The organism is Thioclava atlantica (genome assembly GCF_000737065.1).
In the GTDB taxonomy this organism is placed as follows: Bacteria; Pseudomonadota; Alphaproteobacteria; order Rhodobacterales; family Rhodobacteraceae; genus Thioclava; species Thioclava atlantica.
Window position 1 is genome coordinate 285,320 of the sequence record NZ_AQRC01000001.1, and the last position, 16,509, is coordinate 301,828.

General features: G+C 67.9%; 18 protein-coding genes and 2 tRNA genes. 12 read left to right on the plus strand and 8 right to left on the minus strand.

Annotated features, from left to right (window positions below):
- The first annotated feature begins 2 nt into the window (after positions 1–2).
- Together DW2_RS01335 and DW2_RS01340 are read left to right on the plus strand one after the other, a co-directional pair.
- On the plus strand, positions 3–296 hold the full coding sequence (locus tag DW2_RS01335; RefSeq protein WP_272944413.1) for a DUF6455 family protein: 294 nt from the start codon (positions 3–5) through the stop codon (positions 294–296).
- Positions 296–556, plus strand: a complete 261-nt coding sequence (locus DW2_RS01340) for a DUF6455 family protein (RefSeq protein ID WP_038142757.1) — start codon at positions 296–298, stop codon at positions 554–556. Before DW2_RS01335 ends, DW2_RS01340 begins: the two co-directional genes overlap by 1 nt.
- A 100-nt stretch (positions 557–656) precedes the next feature.
- On the opposite strand, the gene DW2_RS01345 is transcribed toward DW2_RS01340, so the two are convergent.
- The 4 genes from DW2_RS01345 to DW2_RS01360 all read right to left on the minus strand — a co-directional run bounded on the left by DW2_RS01345 (position 657) and on the right by DW2_RS01360 (position 3,487).
- Positions 657–731, minus strand: a tRNA-Glu gene (locus DW2_RS01345).
- Positions 732–758: 27 nt separating this feature from the next.
- Positions 759–833 (minus strand) — tRNA-Glu (locus tag DW2_RS01350).
- A gap of 170 nt (positions 834–1,003) precedes the next feature.
- Entirely contained in the window at positions 1,004–2,746 is a 1,743-nt protein-coding gene (recJ, locus tag DW2_RS01355; protein ID WP_156102843.1) for a single-stranded-DNA-specific exonuclease RecJ, read from the minus strand.
- 42 nt (positions 2,747–2,788) lie between these two features.
- Complete coding sequence (locus DW2_RS01360; RefSeq protein ID WP_156102844.1) at positions 2,789–3,487, minus strand: DUF599 domain-containing protein; 699 nt, start codon at positions 3,485–3,487, stop codon at positions 2,789–2,791.
- A gap of 83 nt (positions 3,488–3,570) precedes the next feature.
- Here DW2_RS01360 and DW2_RS01365 point away from each other — a divergent pair, with 83 nt between their 5' ends.
- From DW2_RS01365 to DW2_RS01385, 5 genes are all read left to right on the plus strand, one after another.
- Positions 3,571–5,004, plus strand: a complete 1,434-nt coding sequence (locus DW2_RS01365; protein WP_038142766.1) for an FAD-linked oxidase C-terminal domain-containing protein — start codon at positions 3,571–3,573, stop codon at positions 5,002–5,004.
- Positions 5,005–5,078: 74 nt separating this feature from the next.
- Positions 5,079–6,161 carry an FAD-binding protein gene (locus DW2_RS01370; RefSeq protein ID WP_038142768.1) on the plus strand — a complete coding sequence of 361 codons (1,083 nt, stop codon included), beginning with the start codon at positions 5,079–5,081 and terminating at the stop codon, positions 6,159–6,161.
- Positions 6,161–7,438 carry a glycolate oxidase subunit GlcF gene (gene glcF / locus DW2_RS01375; protein WP_038142771.1) on the plus strand — a complete coding sequence of 426 codons (1,278 nt, stop codon included), beginning with the start codon at positions 6,161–6,163 and terminating at the stop codon, positions 7,436–7,438. The genes DW2_RS01370 and glcF overlap by 1 nt, the downstream gene beginning before the upstream one ends.
- Positions 7,439–7,593: 155 nt before the next feature.
- Positions 7,594–8,301, plus strand: a complete 708-nt coding sequence (locus DW2_RS01380) for a trypsin-like serine peptidase (protein WP_238321225.1) — start codon at positions 7,594–7,596, stop codon at positions 8,299–8,301.
- 140 nt (positions 8,302–8,441) lie between these two features.
- Positions 8,442–8,921: an Hsp20 family protein gene (locus tag DW2_RS01385; protein ID WP_038142777.1), complete on the plus strand. Its 480-nt coding sequence runs from the start codon at positions 8,442–8,444 to the stop codon at positions 8,919–8,921.
- Between the two features lie 78 nt (positions 8,922–8,999).
- Here DW2_RS01385 and DW2_RS01390 read toward each other — a convergent pair whose 3' ends face one another.
- Positions 9,000–9,383 carry a winged helix-turn-helix domain-containing protein gene (locus DW2_RS01390; protein ID WP_420340823.1) on the minus strand — a complete coding sequence of 128 codons (384 nt, stop codon included), beginning with the start codon at positions 9,381–9,383 and terminating at the stop codon, positions 9,000–9,002.
- Between the two features lie 103 nt (positions 9,384–9,486).
- Between DW2_RS01390 and DW2_RS01395 the strand changes: the two genes are divergently transcribed.
- From DW2_RS01395 to DW2_RS01405, 3 genes are all read left to right on the plus strand, one after another.
- Complete coding sequence (locus DW2_RS01395) at positions 9,487–10,677, plus strand: MFS transporter (protein WP_038142779.1); 1,191 nt, start codon at positions 9,487–9,489, stop codon at positions 10,675–10,677.
- A gap of 9 nt (positions 10,678–10,686) precedes the next feature.
- Positions 10,687–11,301, plus strand: coding sequence for a glycosyltransferase family 29 protein (locus DW2_RS01400; RefSeq protein ID WP_038142781.1), 615 nt, complete (start codon positions 10,687–10,689; stop codon positions 11,299–11,301).
- A gap of 75 nt (positions 11,302–11,376) precedes the next feature.
- Positions 11,377–12,399: an aspartate-semialdehyde dehydrogenase gene (locus DW2_RS01405; RefSeq protein WP_038142783.1), complete on the plus strand. Its 1,023-nt coding sequence runs from the start codon at positions 11,377–11,379 to the stop codon at positions 12,397–12,399.
- 97 nt (positions 12,400–12,496) lie between these two features.
- On the opposite strand, the gene DW2_RS01410 is transcribed toward DW2_RS01405, so the two are convergent.
- The 3 genes from DW2_RS01410 to DW2_RS01420 form a co-directional block, all read right to left on the minus strand.
- Positions 12,497–13,321: a C40 family peptidase gene (locus tag DW2_RS01410; RefSeq protein ID WP_038142785.1), complete on the minus strand. Its 825-nt coding sequence runs from the start codon at positions 13,319–13,321 to the stop codon at positions 12,497–12,499.
- On the minus strand, positions 13,318–14,730 hold the full coding sequence (locus DW2_RS01415) for a leucyl aminopeptidase family protein (protein ID WP_081874799.1): 1,413 nt from the start codon (positions 14,728–14,730) through the stop codon (positions 13,318–13,320). The genes DW2_RS01410 and DW2_RS01415 overlap by 4 nt, the downstream gene beginning before the upstream one ends.
- Before the next feature lie 65 nt (positions 14,731–14,795).
- Positions 14,796–15,158, minus strand: coding sequence for a hypothetical protein (locus tag DW2_RS01420; RefSeq protein ID WP_051855128.1), 363 nt, complete (start codon positions 15,156–15,158; stop codon positions 14,796–14,798).
- 176 nt (positions 15,159–15,334) lie between these two features.
- Between DW2_RS01420 and DW2_RS01425 the strand changes: the two genes are divergently transcribed.
- Positions 15,335–15,985 (plus strand): carbonic anhydrase, encoded by a 651-nt coding sequence (locus DW2_RS01425; RefSeq protein ID WP_038142789.1) that lies wholly within the window; start codon positions 15,335–15,337, stop codon positions 15,983–15,985.
- Between the two features lie 61 nt (positions 15,986–16,046).
- Entirely contained in the window at positions 16,047–16,502 is a 456-nt protein-coding gene (locus DW2_RS18915) for a hypothetical protein (RefSeq protein ID WP_156102845.1), read from the plus strand.
- Positions 16,503–16,509 lie beyond the last annotated feature (7 nt).

Consider the following 16,509-nt stretch of genomic DNA (forward strand, 5'->3'; position numbering starts at 1 on the left):
CCATGCACGCTGCACGAAATCTTAATCGTCACGCGGCCATGTTGAACCGGATGGCAGAGCTCGTCGGGGCCGATCTGACCCGGGCGATGGTATCTGGGCGGCTCAGCGGCGAGGCGTGGAAAGAGGCGCTGATCCGCTGCACCGGCTGCAAGGAGCAGAAGGCGTGCATGATCTGGCTTGCGGAGCATGACGGGCAGGCGGGGGCAGGGATCGAGCCGCCTCAATATTGCGAGAACCGCCTGACGACGTGCCGTCTGCGTGACGCACTGCAGGCCGAGGGAGAAGGGAGAAAGTGATGGGTATTCAATCCGATATCGACATGCATTTCTGGATCACCCGCGGCATGGCGCGGCGGGTCGGGCTCAATCTTTCCGAAGCGATCCACCAGGGGTTCCTGTCGCGGACGGATTTCGTCCAGATGATCGCCGCCTGTCGCAAATGCGGGCGCACCAATTCCTGCCTCGCGGTTCTGTCCGAGCGCAGCGGCGGCGGGGAGGGCCTGCCAGACGCTTGCCCCAATGCACCGATCCTGAATTCCTTGCGCTCGCTGCACTGAGTCGCGGCAGGGCGAGATCGAGGCCGTTCAGAAACGACGAAAGGGAAAGGGCGGAAAGCCCTTTCGCGATCTGACCTGTGCGGCCATGTCCGGGGAAAAGTGGCAGCCCGTAGGGGAATCGAACCCCTCTTTCCAGGTTGAAAACCTGGCGTCCTAACCGATAGACGAACGGGCCACTCATGGCTCGCGCGGCAGGGGGAAGTGGCAGCCCGTAGGGGAATCGAACCCCTCTTTCCAGGTTGAAAACCTGGCGTCCTAACCGATAGACGAACGGGCCCCGCGCAGCCTTCCGGCCATACCTGCGTGAGGTGGAGCGGTGTTTAGGCCAGAGAACCGTGACTCGCAAGAGGGTTTTTGCGCTTTTGCAGAAAGTTTTTCCGGGCAGTCAGCGTCGGGCGGGAAGCCGTTGAAAAACAGCCTCTTCGGGCGCGCTCTCCGGGCCCCAACTCAGGCGCGCGCGGCATCCTCGAGGCGCAGCTGGACCTTGTTGCGCCCGCCCCATGTATTGATCTCGAGCCGCCCGGCGAGGTGGAAGCGGTCGGCTCCGGGCTGGCTCAGGATCGGGCCGAGCGGGCCGTCGAAGGCGCCGAAGCAGATCGCGTCGATCCGCGCGCCCATCCCGTCCCCGAAGGCGAAGCGCAGATGGCTCTCGCCGATCCGCCGGGGCCCGACGATCTCCATGCCCGCGAAGGCGAAACGGGGGGCGGGGGCACCCTGGCCGAAGGGGCCGGCGCGCTCCAGATCCTCGATCAGCTGCGGCGTGGCCGCACCCGGCATCAGGAGCCCGTCGAGCCGCAGATCGCGCGGCCCGATTTCGCCCGCTCCCTGCCTGGCGAGCAGTTCGGAGAGCCGCGCCATCGCCGCTTCGAGCTTGTCTTCCTCGACCGTCAGCCCCGCCGCCATCTTGTGCCCGCCACCCTTGAGCAGCAGCCCTTCCGCCGCGACGCGCTGGATCGCGGCTCCGATATCGACGCCCGCGACCGAACGGGCCGACCCCTTGCCGATCCCGTCCTCGAGGCCGATCACCACCGAGGGGCGGTTCGTCGCCTCCTTGAGCCGTGCCGCGACGATCCCGACCACCCCGGGATGCCAGCCCGCGCCCGCCGCCCAGACGAGCGGGGCCTCGACCCCGCGCTGCTCGGCCTGCGCGAGCGCGGCGTCGCGCACCGCATTCTCGACCTCGCGGCGCTCGGTATTGAGCCCGTCGAGCCGCTCGGCCAGCGCGCGGGCCTCGTCCGGATCGTCGGTCGCCAGAAGCCGCGCTCCGAGATCCGCCGCGCCGATCCGCCCGCCCGCATTGATCCGCGGCCCGAGCACGAAACCGAGGTGATAGGCCGCCGGCGGGCGATCGAGCCGGGCGATATCCGACAGCGCCACCAGGCCCGGCCTCTCGCGCCGCCCCATGATCTTGAGCCCCTGGCGCACCAGCGCCCGGTTGCAGCCGGTGAGCGGCGCGACATCGGCGACGGTGGCAAGTGCCACGAGATCGAGGAGCGGCATCAGCGGCGGGCCCTGGACGCCCTCCTCGCGCAATTGCCGGTTCGCCTCGACCAGCATCAGGAAGACGACGGAGGCGGCGCAGAGATGACCGAGTTCTCCGGTCTCGTCCTGCCGGTTGGGGTTCACCACGGCGCAGGCGGGCGGCAGCGTCTCACCGCCCAGATGGTGATCGAGGATCACCACATCGGCGGGTTTGGCGGCAGCCACCGGCTCGTGGCTCAGCGTGCCGCAATCGACGCAGACGATCAGCGGGTGTTCGGCCCCGAGCGCCTGCATCGCGGGCACGTTCGGGCCATAGCCCTCGTCGATCCGGTCGGGAATGTAGAGCGTCGCCTCGCGCCCCATCGCGCGCAGCCAGGTGAGCAGGAGCGCGGCGGAGGAGCCGCCATCCACGTCGTAATCGGCAAAGATCGCGATCTTCTCGCGCGATTTGACGGATTTGAGGAACCGCGCGGCGGCCGCTTCCATGTCGCGCAGTGATCGCGGATCGGGCAGCAACTCGCGCAGGGTCGGTTCAAGAAAGCCCTCGGCCTCCTCGGGGGAGACCCCGCGCGCCACGAGGATCCGGGCGAGCGGAAGGGGCAGGCGGGTCTGTTGGGCCATCGCTTCGGCGAGCCGGTCGGCTTCGGGCGTCGGCCCGATCCAGCGCCGCCCGTTGAGGGACTGATCGACGGAAAGAAAACTGCTCATGCCTTGCGTCATAGCCAAAACCGGGGCGGCCTGCCAGATCGTCTAGTCGGGGCGGTTCTCGATCAGGGCGCGGCGGGCCTCGGAGGCGAATTCGCGCCGCCACAGCATCGCGGTGGTGAAGATCGTGGCCGCGATCAGCGCCAAGGGGCCGAGCAGCCAGGCGAGGGTCGCGAGCGCGTAATAGACCGCGCGCAGACCGCGGTTGAAGCTCTTGGCAGCATTGATGTTGACCTGCGCCGCCTGTGCCGCGCGCGGATAGGCGAGCGGATCTTCGGGATCGTTCGGCACGGCCGCCATCGCTATCGCCGCATAGGAAAAGAGCCGGTGCGACCAGACGAATTTCAGGAATGCATTGGCGCCGAACAGAACGGCCGTGAGGATGCGCGCCTCCCAAAGCAGATCGGGGCGATGGTCCAGCGCGAAATCCGAGGCGAGATTGGCGAGCGGTTGCGGATTGGCGATCAGGGCGAGCCCTGCCCCGATGGCGATCAGCGCGGAGGAGGCGAAGAAGGTCGTCGATTGCCGCAACCCGTCCACCATCGCGGAATCGAAGATCCGCGGCTGGCGCGTCACCAGCTGGCGCATCCATTCGCGCCGATAGCCTTCCATCAGCTTGCCCATCGAGAGGCGCCGGGGATCGGGATGTTCGGTCCGCCATCCGATCGCGAACCAGCACAGGATCAGCAGCATCAGCGCCGCGAGATCGAGTGGGTCCAGCGGACCGATTTGGAAGCTTTCCATCATGCCCTCAGTTAGCGCGACGCGCTTTGCCTTGTCACCGGGGTCAATTGGTTATATTTTCTGACCAACTGGGAGGATCAGACATGGAAATGCCGAAGCCCGATACCGATCTGCTGGCGCGCAAGCCGCAGATCGTGGCGCGTCTGCGTGAGGTTCTACCGCGCGACGCGGTGATCGACGATCCCAACGAGACGCGCGCCTATGAATGCGATGCGCTGTCGGCCTATCGCTGTCAGCCGCTGGCGGTGGTCTTGCCGCGCACGACCGCCGAGGTGGCGGCCGCATTGAAGCTGCTGCACGAGATGGGCGTGCCGGTCGTGCCGCGCGGGGCGGGCACGTCGCTGGCCGGCGGTTCGATGCCGCAGGCCGATTCGGTCGTGATGGGGCTCGCGCGGATGAATGCGGTGCTCGAGGTGGATTACGAGAACCGCTTCATCCGGGTCGAGGCGGGGCGCACGAACCTGTCGGTCACCGGGGCGGTCGAGGCCGATGGCTGGTTCTACGCTCCCGATCCGTCCTCGCAGCTCGCCTGTGCGATCTCCGGCAATATCGGGATGAACTCGGGCGGCGCGCATTGCCTCAAATACGGGGTGACGACGAACAATCTGCTCGGCGTGACGCTGGTCACGATGGAGGGAGAGGTGATCGAGGTCGGCGGCGCCTATCTCGATGCGGGCGGGCTCGACCTGCTCGGGCTGATCTGCGGATCGGAGGGACAGCTCGGTATCGTGACCGAGGCGACGCTGAAGATCCTGCCCAAGCCCGAAGGTGCGCGCCCCGTCCTGATCGGCTTCAATTCGAACGAGGTGGCGGGCGCCTGCGTGGCCGACATCATCCGCGCGGGCATCCTCCCGGTGGCGATCGAGTTCATGGACCGTCCCTGCATCGTCGCGACCGAGGCCTTCTGCCATGCGGGCTATCCCGATTGTGAATCGCTGCTGATCGTCGAATGCGAGGGATCGGCGGCCGAGATCGACGAGCAGATCGGCCTGATCCGCCAGATCGCGGCGGCCCATGAGCCGGTCGAGTTCCGCGAGGCGCAATCGGCCGACGAGGCGGCGCGGATCTGGCTGGGCCGGAAATCCGCCTTCGGGGCGATGGGGCAGATCAACGATTACATGTGCCTCGACGGCACGATCCCGGTTTCGGAGCTGCCTTTCGTGCTGCGCCGGATCGGCGAGCTGTCGAAGGAATTCGGGCTGGATGTGGCCAATGTCTTCCATGCGGGGGACGGCAACATGCATCCGCTGATCCTCTACAACGCCAACACGCCGGGCGACATGGAACGTTGCGAGAAGCTCGGGGCGGAGATCCTCAAGCTCTGCGTCGAGGCGGGCGGCTGCCTGACCGGCGAGCATGGCGTGGGCGTCGAGAAGCGCGACCTGATGGATGTGCAATTCGCCCCCGCCGATCTCGAGGCGCAGATGCGGGTGAAGGACGTGTTCGACCCGAAATGGCTGTTGAACCCCGCGAAGGTCTTTCCGCTGGGTGCCAGCGCGAGCCGGCGCGCGAGCTGACACCGTCGAGGGGCGCTGCCCCGCTCCCTGCGGGAGCCCCCGGGATATTGAGAGCATTTGGAAGGCAGGCAGGCATGAGAGTTGAGAGCGAGGCGCAACTGGCCGAGGCGATCCGCGATGCGGGCGGAGCGCTGGCGGTGCGCGGCGGCGGGACGCGTCCGGTGGGCCGGTCGCTGGGCGCGCCGCTGGAGGTGGGGATCTCGGGGATCACGCTTTACGAACCCGGCGCGCTGACGCTGGTCGTGGGGGCGGGCACGCCGCTGGCCGAGGTCGAGGCGGCGCTCGCCGCCGAGGGGCAGCGCCTGCCCTTCGAACCTGCGAACTGGGGGGGCGTGCTCGGGGTCTCGGGCGAGAGCACGGTCGGCGGCGTGGTGGCGGCCAATGTATCGGGGCCGCGCCGGGTGCAGGCCGGGGCCTGCCGCGACAGCCTGATCGGGGTGCGTTTCGTCGATGGGCGCGGCACCGTGATCAAGAATGGCGGCCGGGTGATGAAGAACGTCACCGGCTACGATCTGGTCAAGCTGATGGCGGGGAGCTGGGGCACGCTCGGGGTGATGAGCGAGGTCGCCTTCAAGCTGCTTCCCGCAGCCCCCGCGCAGACGACGCTGGTGCTCGATCTGCCCGCGGGCGCGGCGCAACCGGCGCTGGCGGCGGCGCTTGGCTCGCCCTTCGATGTCTCGGGGGCGGGCTGGCTGCCGGGGCAGGGCGCGGTGGTGCGCATCGAGGGCTTGAGCGAATCCGTCGAATATCGCGTCGGGCGGCTCGAGGCGTTGCTGGCGCCTTTCGGACCGGTGCGGATCGAACGCGATGCGGCCTCGGCCGCGATCTGGGCAAGCTTGCGCGATCTCGAGCCCTTCATCGGCAAGCCCGGCGATCTGTGGCGGCTCTCGGTGAAGCCCTCCGAGGCGCCGGGGATCGTGGCGCGGCTCGGCGGGGAGGTGATGCTCGATTGGGGCGGCGGTCTGATCTGGGCGCTGCTGCCCGAGGGGTCGGATGCGCGGGCGCTGGCCGCGCCCTATTCGGGCCACGCGACCTGCATGCGCGGGAGCGCCGGCGTCGTCTTCGAGCCCGAACCCGCGCCGATCGCGGCGCTGAGTGCAAGCCTGCGCGCGCAATTCGATCCGCGCGGCATTCTGAACCCCGGAAGGATGGGCTGATGCAGACGAATTTCACTCAAGAGCAGCTCAAGGAGCCCGGGATCGCCCGCGCCAACGAGATCCTGCGCGCCTGCGTCCATTGCGGCTTCTGCACCGCGACCTGTCCCTCCTATCAGGTGCTGGGCGACGAATTGGACAGCCCGCGCGGCCGGATCTACCTGATCAAGGACATGCTCGAGAGCGGGCGGCCGGCGGACGAAAAGACGGTCAAGCATCTCGATCGGTGCCTGAGCTGCCTCGCCTGCATGACGACCTGCCCCTCGGGCGTGCACTACATGCACCTGATCGACCATGCGCGCGTCCATGTCGAAAAGACCTACAAGCGGCCCCTGATGGACCGGATTCTGCGCTGGACGCTGGCCAAGATCGTGCCCTATCCGGGGCGTTTCCGTCTGGCGATGCTGGGCGCCAAGATCGCCAAGCCGTTCTCGGGGGTTTTGCCGGACAAGCGGCTGCGGGCGATGGTGAACATGGCGCCGAAATCGATCCCGCCGGTCAGCCGCAATGACGATCCGCAGGTCTTCTCCCCCATCGGCGAGAAGAAATACCGGGTCGCGCTGCAGATCGGCTGCGCGCAGCGCGCGCTCAACACCGATATCAACGACGCGACGATCCGGCTGTTGCGGCGGCTGGGCTGCGAGGTGGTGATCCCGAGAAACCTGGGCTGTTGCGGGGCGCTCTCGCATCACATGGGGCGCGAGAGCGAGAGCCAGGCGCAGGCCGCGCGCAATATCCGCGCCTATCTGGGCGAGGGCGATCTGGATGCGGTGATCATCAACACCTCGGGCTGCGGGACGACGGTGAAGGATTACGGGCATATCTTCCGCAACGATCCGCTGGCCGTGGACGCCGCGAAGGTCGCGGGGCTGGCCTGCGATATCTCGGAATTTCTGGTGAAGATCGGGCTTCCCGAGGGCAGGGGGGGCATGCGGGTCGCCTATCACGCGGCCTGTTCGCTCCAGCATGGCCAGCAGGTGAAGACCGCGCCCAAGGATCTGCTGAAGCAGGCGGGCTTCGAGGTGGTGGAACCCGCCGACAGCCATCTGTGCTGCGGCTCGGCGGGCACCTATAACCTGCTGCAGCCCGAGATCTCGGAGGAGCTGAAGAAACGCAAGGTGGCGACGCTCGAGGCCAAGCAGCCGGAGGTGATCGCGGCGGGCAATATCGGCTGCATGGTGCAGATCGGGGGCGGTACCGAAGTGCCGGTCGTGCATACGGTCGAGCTTCTCGACTGGGCGACGGGCGGGCCGAAACCCGCGGCGCTTGCACGCACATAGGCTTTGCCGCAATCTGGCCCAATCGGGGTGCTAGCCGTGGTCGCGACGCCCCAGCTTCCGGAGCTTCGATGCGCGCCTTCGCCCTTGCCCTTGCTGTCCTGACTGCCTGCGCCGCCGGGAGCGTTGCGTTCGCAGCTCCCCTGGTGACGCCGCCAATGCCGCTCGAGACCGGCGATCAGACGCGTGGCTGGGAGGCGGTCGGACGGCTCGATCTGGGGCATGGCAGCTTCTGCACCGGCACGCTGATCTCAGCGGATCTCGTGCTCACGGCGGCCCATTGCCTCTATGACAAGCACACGGGCGCGATGATCGACGCCGCGGAGATGGAATTCCTCGCGGGCTGGCGCAACGGGCGGGCGGATGCCTATCGCAAGGTGGCGCGGGCGATCGCCCATCCCTCCTACCGCTACGACGCGCCGATCGGGGTGAAGCGTTCGTCCTTCGACCTCGCGCTGGTCAAGCTGGCGCAGCCGATCCGGCTGCCGCAGCTGCGCCCCTTCGCCCTCTCCGACGCCGTGCCATATAGCGGCGAGGAGGTGGGCGTGATCTCCTATGCGAAAGGGCATGCGGAGACCCCGGCGCTGCAACGCGCCTGCACCGTGCTCTCGCGCGAGGATGCGACCGTGGTGATGAACTGCACGGTGGATTTCGGGGCGTCGGGCGCGCCGGTATTCAGTTTCGCGGCGGGCGAGCCCCGGATCGTCTCGATCGTCTCGGCCAAGGCGGAGCTCGGCACACGTCCGATCTCGATCGGGGCGCTGATCTCCGGGGTCGCCGATCTGCGCCAGGAGATCGAGCAGCGCGACACCCGCAGCGGGACCAGGGAAATCCGCGCGGGCGGGGCGAAATTCGTCCGCCCCTGAGGGCGCGCGGATCCTCTTGAAACGCTGTCGCGGCTTACCCAGATCTAGATTGTCGGGATGCCTGATCAGGGTTCCGGCAGCCATTACCCGGCCCCGCGAAGGGGCGGGTTCACAGACATCGCTCAAGAGAGGATGACGACATGCGAAGCTTTGATCTTTCGCCCCTGTACCGTGCCACCGTCGGCTTCGACCGCGTGGCCGACATGATGGACCGCGTGCTGGCCGCCGACGTCGCCCAGCCGACCTATCCGCCCTACAATATCGAGAAGATCGACGAGAATGCCTACCGCATCTCGATCGCGGTTGCGGGCTTCGGCTCGGACGAGCTCTCGGTCGAACTCAAGGAAGGCGGTCTGATCGTGACCGGCCGCAAGGCCGAGGATACTCAGGAGCGCACCTACCTGCATCGCGGCATCGCGACCCGCGCCTTCGAGCGCCGCTTCGCGCTTGCCGATCATGTGAAGGTCACCGGCGCCAGCCACGAGGACGGCATGCTCCATATCGATCTGGTGCGCGAAGTCCCCGAGGCGCTCAAGCCTCGCCGGATCGAGATCGCCGGCCCCTCGACGGTCGACGCGAAGAAAGTCGAGACCCGCGAGGCCGAAACGGTCGACGCCTGAGGCGCGGCCTGACTGGAAGAACCGGGCGCGGGGGGATTCCCCCGCGCTTTTTTATGCGCGCGTAGAACTGTTGCAGCGCTATTTCCCGATCATCTCGCCGATCCGGGCGATTTCCTCGGCGCCCGTCTCGCGGATCTTCTCTTCGAGCCGGCGATAGGCGGCGAGCACCGCCTCGCCCTCGGGGGTCAGCGATGCGCCACCGCCCCTGGCACCGCCGCGCGAGCTTTCCACCAGCGGCACGCGAAACCCCGCATTCATTTCCTCGACGAGGGACCAGGCGCGTTTATAGCTCATCTTCATCGCCCGGCCCGCGGCGGAGATCGAGCCCTCGCGCGCGATTTCCTCGAGCAGGCGAACCTTGCCCGGTCCCAGCATCGCCTCGCCGTAATAGAGGCGCAGCATCAGCCGGCTGAGTTCCATCTCGCGGTGCTCCTTCGCCCATTTCGCGCGTTCCCCCATCATCCTGAGCGCTCGGCATTTCCTTGGCAAGAGGCGTGGCTTCACGGGGGCTTGAACTCGCATCCCGCTTCGGTCAGCTTGACGCGCAGCGCCAGCCGGAGCCGCCATGTATGTCTCGATCGCCTGCCTCGTGGCGGCCTATCTTCTCAGCCAGTTCTACCGCACCTGCCTCGCGGTTCTGACACCGGTCCTCAATGCCGAGATCGGAGTGAGTGCGGGCGATCTCGCGGTGTCGCTGGGTCTCTGGTACGCGGCCTTCGCGCTCTTGCAGATCCCGATCGGCGAGGCGCTCGACCGGCTCGGGCCGCGCCGCACGGTGGGGGTGGTGCTCGGGCTGGGCGGCGGTGGGGGCGCTGCGGTCTTCGCGATGGCGCAGGGGCCGCTCGGAGTGCATCTGGCGATGATCTTGATCGGGGCGGGCTGCGCGCCGGTTCTCGTGGGGAGCTATTTCATCTTCGCACGCAGCTTCGCGCCCGCACTGTTCGGAACGCTCGCGGCCTCGATGATCGGGGTGGGAAGCCTCGGGAACCTCGCCGGCGCCGCGCCGCTCGCCGCCGCGATCGACGCGTTCGGGTGGCGCCCGACGCTTTGGGCGCTGGCGGCGCTCACGCTGGCCGTCTCCGCCCTGATCCTGATCTTCGCGCGCGATCCCGCGCGGGTCGAGCAGCCCGCCGGACGGCGCGGCACCGCGCTCGACGTGCTGCGCCTGCCGGGCTTCTGGATGCTGCTGCCGCTGACGATGGCGAATTACACCGCCGCCGCCGGCATTCGCGGCGTCTGGGCCGGACCCTATCTGGCGGATGTCTTCGGCGCGGATGCCCATCTGATCGGGCGGGTCACGCTGGTCATGGGCCTCGCGATGATCGCGGGAAATTTCGCCTACGGGCCGGCCGACAAGATCCTCGGCAGCCACAAGCGTGTGGCGTTCTGGGGCAATTCGGTGCTGGCGCTGGCGCTCGCGGGGCTGTGGCTGGTGCCGGGGCAGTCGCTCTGGCTCGCCACCGCGCTGCTCGCCGCGATCGGCTTCTTCGGAGCCTCGTTCCCGGTGATCATGGCGCATGGGCGCAGCTTCTACCCGCCGCATCTGACGGGGCGGGGGGTGACGCTGCACAACATGTTCTCGATCACCGGGGTGGCGGCGATGCAATTCGCCTCCCGGCCGGTCTTCGATGCGGCCTCGGCGGGCCATGCGACGGGGGCCTCTTATGGGCTCCTCTTCGCCTTCTTCCTCGTGCCGGTGGTGATCGGGCTGGCCTTTTACATCTTCGCCCGCGACACCGGCGACGGCTTGGGCTAGAAGGGCGCCATGACGAGGCTCGGCTTCTATCTCAACCGGACCCTGCGCCGCGAGGACCCGCTCGTGGCGCTCTCGGTCTCGCAATCGGCGCTGCTGGGCGATCTTGCGGGGAAGACTGTGGCGCTTGTTGGCAATGCGCGCGCGTTGGCGGTCGGGGCGGCGGGGCCGGAGATCGACGCCCATGACGTGGTGATCCGCATCAACCGTGCGCCGATGCCCGCGCCCGAAAGCCATGGCACGCGCACCGACTGGCTGGCGCTCGCGACCGCGCTGCCGCAGGCGGATCGGGCGCGGATCGGGGCGGGGCGCTATCTCTGGATGAGCCACAAGCGCAAGCGGCTCGACTGGGCCACCGCCACCAGCCCCGGCTTCTATCTGCATCCGCTGGCCGAATACGAGGCGCTCAAGGCGAAACTCGGGGCCCAGCCCACGACAGGAGCGATGCTCATCGAGATGCTCGCGCGCTCGGATCTGGCGCGGCTCGACCTCTATGGCTTCGATTTCTTCGCCTCGCTCTCGCTTTCGGGGCGGCGCACGGCCGAGAAGGTGCCGCATGATTTCGCCGCCGAAGCCGCGCTGGTGGGCGCGCTTCTGGCCCGCGATCCGCGCATCATTCGGAACTGATCCGCCACGAACCCCTTTCATTTCCGTGAGCAAAGCGGTAGTAAGCCGCGTTCTTTTTTGAGCAAGGAGGTCCTGATGGGCTATAAAGTCGTCGTTGCGGGTGCCACGGGCAATGTGGGCCGCGAAATGCTGAACATCCTGGCTGAGCGCCAGTTCCCGGTCGATGAGATCGCCGCGCTCGCCTCGCGCCGGTCGCTCGGCACCGAGGTCAGCTTTGGCGACAAGACCCTCAAGACCAAGGATATCGAGGGCTTCGATTTCTCGGGCTACGACATCGCGCTCTTCGCGATCGGGTCGGAAGCCACGAAGAAATACGCCCCCATCGCGGCCGCACAGGGCTGCGTGGTGATCGATAACTCGTCGCTCTACCGCTACGATCCCGACGTGCCGCTCGTGGTTCCGGAAGTGAACCCCGAGGCGGTGGACGGCTACACCAAGAAAAACATCATCGCGAACCCGAACTGCTCGACCGCGCAGATGGTCGTGGCGCTCAAGCCGCTGCATGACCGCGCCAAGATCAAGCGCGTCGTGGTCTCGACCTACCAGTCGGTGTCCGGCTCGGGCAAGGACGCGATCGACGAGCTGTGGAACCAGACCAAGGGCATGTATGTGCCGGGTCAGGAGGTCGATCCGAAGGTCTACCCGAAGCAGATCGCCTTCAACGTGATCCCGCATATCGACGTGTTCCTCGACGACGGCTCCACCAAGGAAGAGTGGAAGATGGTCGCCGAGACGAAGAAGATCGTCGATCCCTCGATCAAGCTGACCGCGACCTGCGTGCGCGTGCCGGTCTTCGTGGGCCATTCGGAAGCGATCAACATCGAGTTCGAGGAATTCCTCGACGAGGACGAAGCGCGCGACATCCTGCGCGAGGCGCCGGGCATCCTGGTCGTCGACAAGCGTGAAGACGGCGGCTACGTCACCCCGGTCGAATGCGTCGGCGATTTCGCCACCTTCATCTCGCGGATCCGTCAGGATTCGACCATCGAGAACGGCCTGAACCTCTGGTGCGTGTCCGACAACCTGCGCAAGGGCGCGGCGCTGAACGCCGTTCAGATCGCCGAGACGCTGGGCAAGCGCTGCCTGAAGAAGGGCTGAACCCCGCCCCTGTGAGAAATCGAAAGCGCCCGGTCCGAAAGGCCGGGCGCTTTTCTTTGGCGCGAAGGGGCCGCGCCCGGGGGCAAATTTCGCGCCCTCAGGGCCGCTTCACGCCGAGATACGGCCCTTCGCCCGCGGCCTCGATCCGGGTCTTGGCGGCCTCGATCCCCTCGAGAGCCACGCTCATCGTGTTGCCGTTGGCATGGATCATCCGCTCCGCGTCGCAGGCAAGTGCCACATGGCCCTTCCAGAACAGAAGATCGCCGCGCTGAAGCGGCGCGCCGGGGGGCAGAACCTCGCCCAGTTCCGCCCATTGCATGTCGCTGTCGCCCGGCGCCGCGCGGCCGCAAAGCGCAAAGCCCAGCTGAACGAGCCCCGAGCAGTCGATCCCGTCGCGCCCGTTCCCGCCCCACAGATAGGGCGTGCCCAGCAGCCGCTCGGCCACCGTGACCGGATCGGCTTCGGGCGCGTCGAGGGGGCGTAGGTGCTGGCGCGGGACAAAGCCCAGCGGCGTCACCGCGAACATGCCCTCTTCGCCCGTCACCTCCAGCCGCGCGCCCATCGACAGCGCCATCACCTCGCCGCGCTTGATGGAAGGCTCGCGGTAGAGATGGGTGGCGGGCGCGCTGACCACATGGGTCGCCCCAACCGGCGCGCCGAGGACCGCATCCGCGACCCAGCCGCAATAGCCGTCCCAGGCCGACTGCACGAAGGTATGATCCCCGCGCCGGTCGATCATCGTCACTTCTGCGCCGAAGATGAGTTGCCTGTCGCGCAAGCTGCCCGGATCGGGGCAGAGATCGGTGACCGGCGCGATCACCCTCGCGGGGGCGCCGTTGGTGAAACGGGCGGCCTCGATCCGGCCGCGCAGGGTCTCGAGCGCGATCTCGCCGGAATAGGGCAGGCGGCGGCGATCGCTCATCCCAGCACCTTCGGCAGCGCGGCGAGGATCGCCCGGGCGCCCTGTCCGACCCCGCCCTTGGGGCGGGCGGGCGCAGCGGCCGGCTGCCAGCCATAGATGTCGAAATGGGCGAAGCGCGGGGTCTCGGTCACGAAACGGCGCAGGAAGAGCGCGGCGGTGATCGAGCCCGCCATCCCGCCCGAAGGCGCATTGTCGAGATCGGCGATGCCGGGTTCGATCTTGGATTCGTAAGGGGCCCAGAACGGCATCCGCCAGAGCGGGTCGGCGACCGCTTCGGAAGCCTCGGCCAGCGCTGCCGCCACGCCTGTGTCATCGGTGTAGAAGGGCGGAAGATCGGGCCCGAGCGCCACCCGCGCCGCCCCGGTCAGCGTCGCCATGCAGATCATCAGGTCGGGCCTGGCCTCATCGGCGAGAGCCAGCGCATCGGCCAGCACCAGCCGCCCTTCGGCATCGGTGTTGTTGACCTCGACGCTCAGTCCCTTGCGGCTGGTGAGGATATCGCCGGGTCGGAAGCTCGCCCCCGAAACCGAGTTCTCCACCGCCGGGATCAGCACCCGCAGCCGCAGCCGCGCGCCCGTCGCCATGACCATATGCGCGAGCCCCAGCACGGTCGCAGCGCCGCCCATATCCTTCTTCATCAGCCCCATCGAGGCGCCGGGCTTGAGGTTGAGCCCGCCGGTGTCGAAGCAGACCCCCTTGCCGACCAGCGTCAGCGCCGGGCCGTCGCCGCCCCAGTTCAACTCGATCAGCCGGGGCGCGCGCGGCGAGGCGCGGCCCACCGCATGGATCATCGGGAAGTTATGCGCGAGAAGCTCCTCGCCCGCGATCACCGAGACCTGCGCCCCGTGCCGTTCGGCCAGCAGGCGCGCCGCGCCTTCAAGCTCGTCCGGCCCCATGTCGGAGGCAGGCGTGTTGATCAGGTCGCGGGTGAAGGCCTCGCCTTCGGCAATCGCTTCGAGCCGGACCCGGTCGAGACCCTCGGGGCAGACGAGGCGGGCCTTCGGGGGCGCGGCCTCGGCGTAGCGGGCGAAGCGGTAGCCTGCGAGAAGCCAGCCGAGCGCAGTTTCCTCGGCCAGTTGCGGGTCGATTTCCCCGGCGAGATGCCAGGCCCCTTCGGGCAGATCGCCCGCGGCGCGGGCGAGTGCAAACCGCAAGCGCGCACGGCGTTCGGGCGTGCCGAGACCGAGAAGCGCGCCGCTCACCCCGTCATCGCCGGGCAGAAGCGCAAGCTCTCCGGCGCCCGCCTTGAAGCCCTGGGCGCGCACAAAGGCCGCCTGCGCGGGCGGCAGATCGTCGAGCGCCGCCTCGATCCCGTCGGGAGCGACGAGACGCAACGGACGAGACGTGGCCCCGGTCGCGGCAAAGCGCATGGCGGGGCGGTCGGCGAGAAAGGGGAATTCGGCAGGCATCGCGGCTCCTCGGGTCATCGGTCGGGCCAGAGCCTAGCGCCGGCATCCGTGCCCGCAAGTCCCGATCACGCGGGCGGAGCGTCCAGATCCCAGACCTCGGTCAATGCGCGCTCTGCGATCCGGTTGAGCCGCGCCATGATCGCGGCCTCGGCCACCGGGTCGCCCTGCGCCACGCAATCGCAAAGATCCTCCGCCACGCGGGCGAGGGCGGTCAGGCCCACGCTTTCGGCAAGCGTCGCGACCTCGGGCAGCGCGAGGCGCAGATGCGATCGGTGCCCGATCCGGCTCGCCTCGTCGATCATGCTCAGATGGAAGGCCAGATCCTCCATCGCCGTGGCGATGACCTCCTCGGCCTCGCTCTCTCCGAGTTCCTCATAGAGCACGAGAAGCCGCGCGGGATCGACCCCCACCACCTCGCGGCACCGCAAGCGTGAAATTCCTGTCACCCCGCCACCTCATCCCGGTCTTCTGAATTCACCCGCTCGCCAGACTGCGGCGAAATCTTCAAGATTCCGTTGAGCGATGCCGAAAAATCTCTCGAAACCTCCGAGCACGCGCGCTATTTGACGCTGCGGGAACAGCTGATGAAAAACGCGAGGTTCAGATGAGAGAGCATGTCAAACCGTTGCCCAGCTATCTGGTGAGCCGGTATCAGGGCTGGCACGCCACGTCCTATGCGGAGAACCGGGCCTGGTATCGCCGCCTGGCCGAAGAGGGGCAACGTCCGCGCTCGATGATTATCGCCTGCTGCGACTCGCGCGTGCATGTCACCTCGATGTTCGGCGCGGATCAGGGCGAGTTCTTCATCCACCGCAACATCGCGAACCTGGTGCCCGAATTCACCCCCGACGGCGACCACCACGGCACCTCGGCCGCGATCGAATATGCGGTGAAGAATCTCAAGGTCGCGCATCTGATCGTCCTGGGCCATTCGAGCTGCGGCGGCGTCGCGGGCTGCCATGCCATGTGTGCGGGCGAGGCGCCGGAGCTGGAAGAGAAGAGCTCCTTCGTCGGGACCTGGCTCAACCTGCTGCGGCCCGGCTACGAGCGCGTGCTGGAACTGCCGGCCGAGCAACAGATCGTCGCGCTCGAGCGCGAAGCGGTCAAGGTGAGCCTCGAGAACCTGATGACCTTCCCGTTCGTGCGCGAGGCGCTCGACGCCGACCGGATGACGCTGCACGGGCTGCGCCATGACATCGGCGAGGGCACGCTCGAGCAATACGACTCGGACAGCGACCAGTTCGAACTGATCTGACAGGACGGCGGGCAGGCGCCGCTTCACGCGCTGTTAAGCGCGATCGGCGATGATCGCGGGCATGACCCGTGACCGTCTCGTCTCCTTGCGCCTGCCCGCCGACCTGATCGACGCCATCTCCCGGGCGGCGCGGGCCGCGGATCTCCCGCCTGCGGAAGCTGCCCGTCATGCGCTGCGGGCGGGGCTCGATCACCTTGCCGGATCGTCGAGGGAGAGCGAGGCGCGCGATGCCATGCGCGCCGCGCTCGCTTCCGCGCGGGACTGGCTCGATCTGCAGCGCCGGTTGCGGAGTGTTGGCTTCGTGCTGCGGCAGGGCAGGGGCGGGGCGCTCGCAGTGCATGACTGGCCCGCAAACCGCTACCTGCTCGCGGGCGAGGTGGTGGGGGTGCGTCTTGCAGACCTCGTGCTGCGCTTTCGCGCGCCCTTTCCGGGGCATCCAGGGGGCGCGACGGCCCCCCTCAGCTTCCAGACACTGCGCGGCAATACCGGTGTTACCGGACGAGAGGATGCCGCCTGACGTCCCC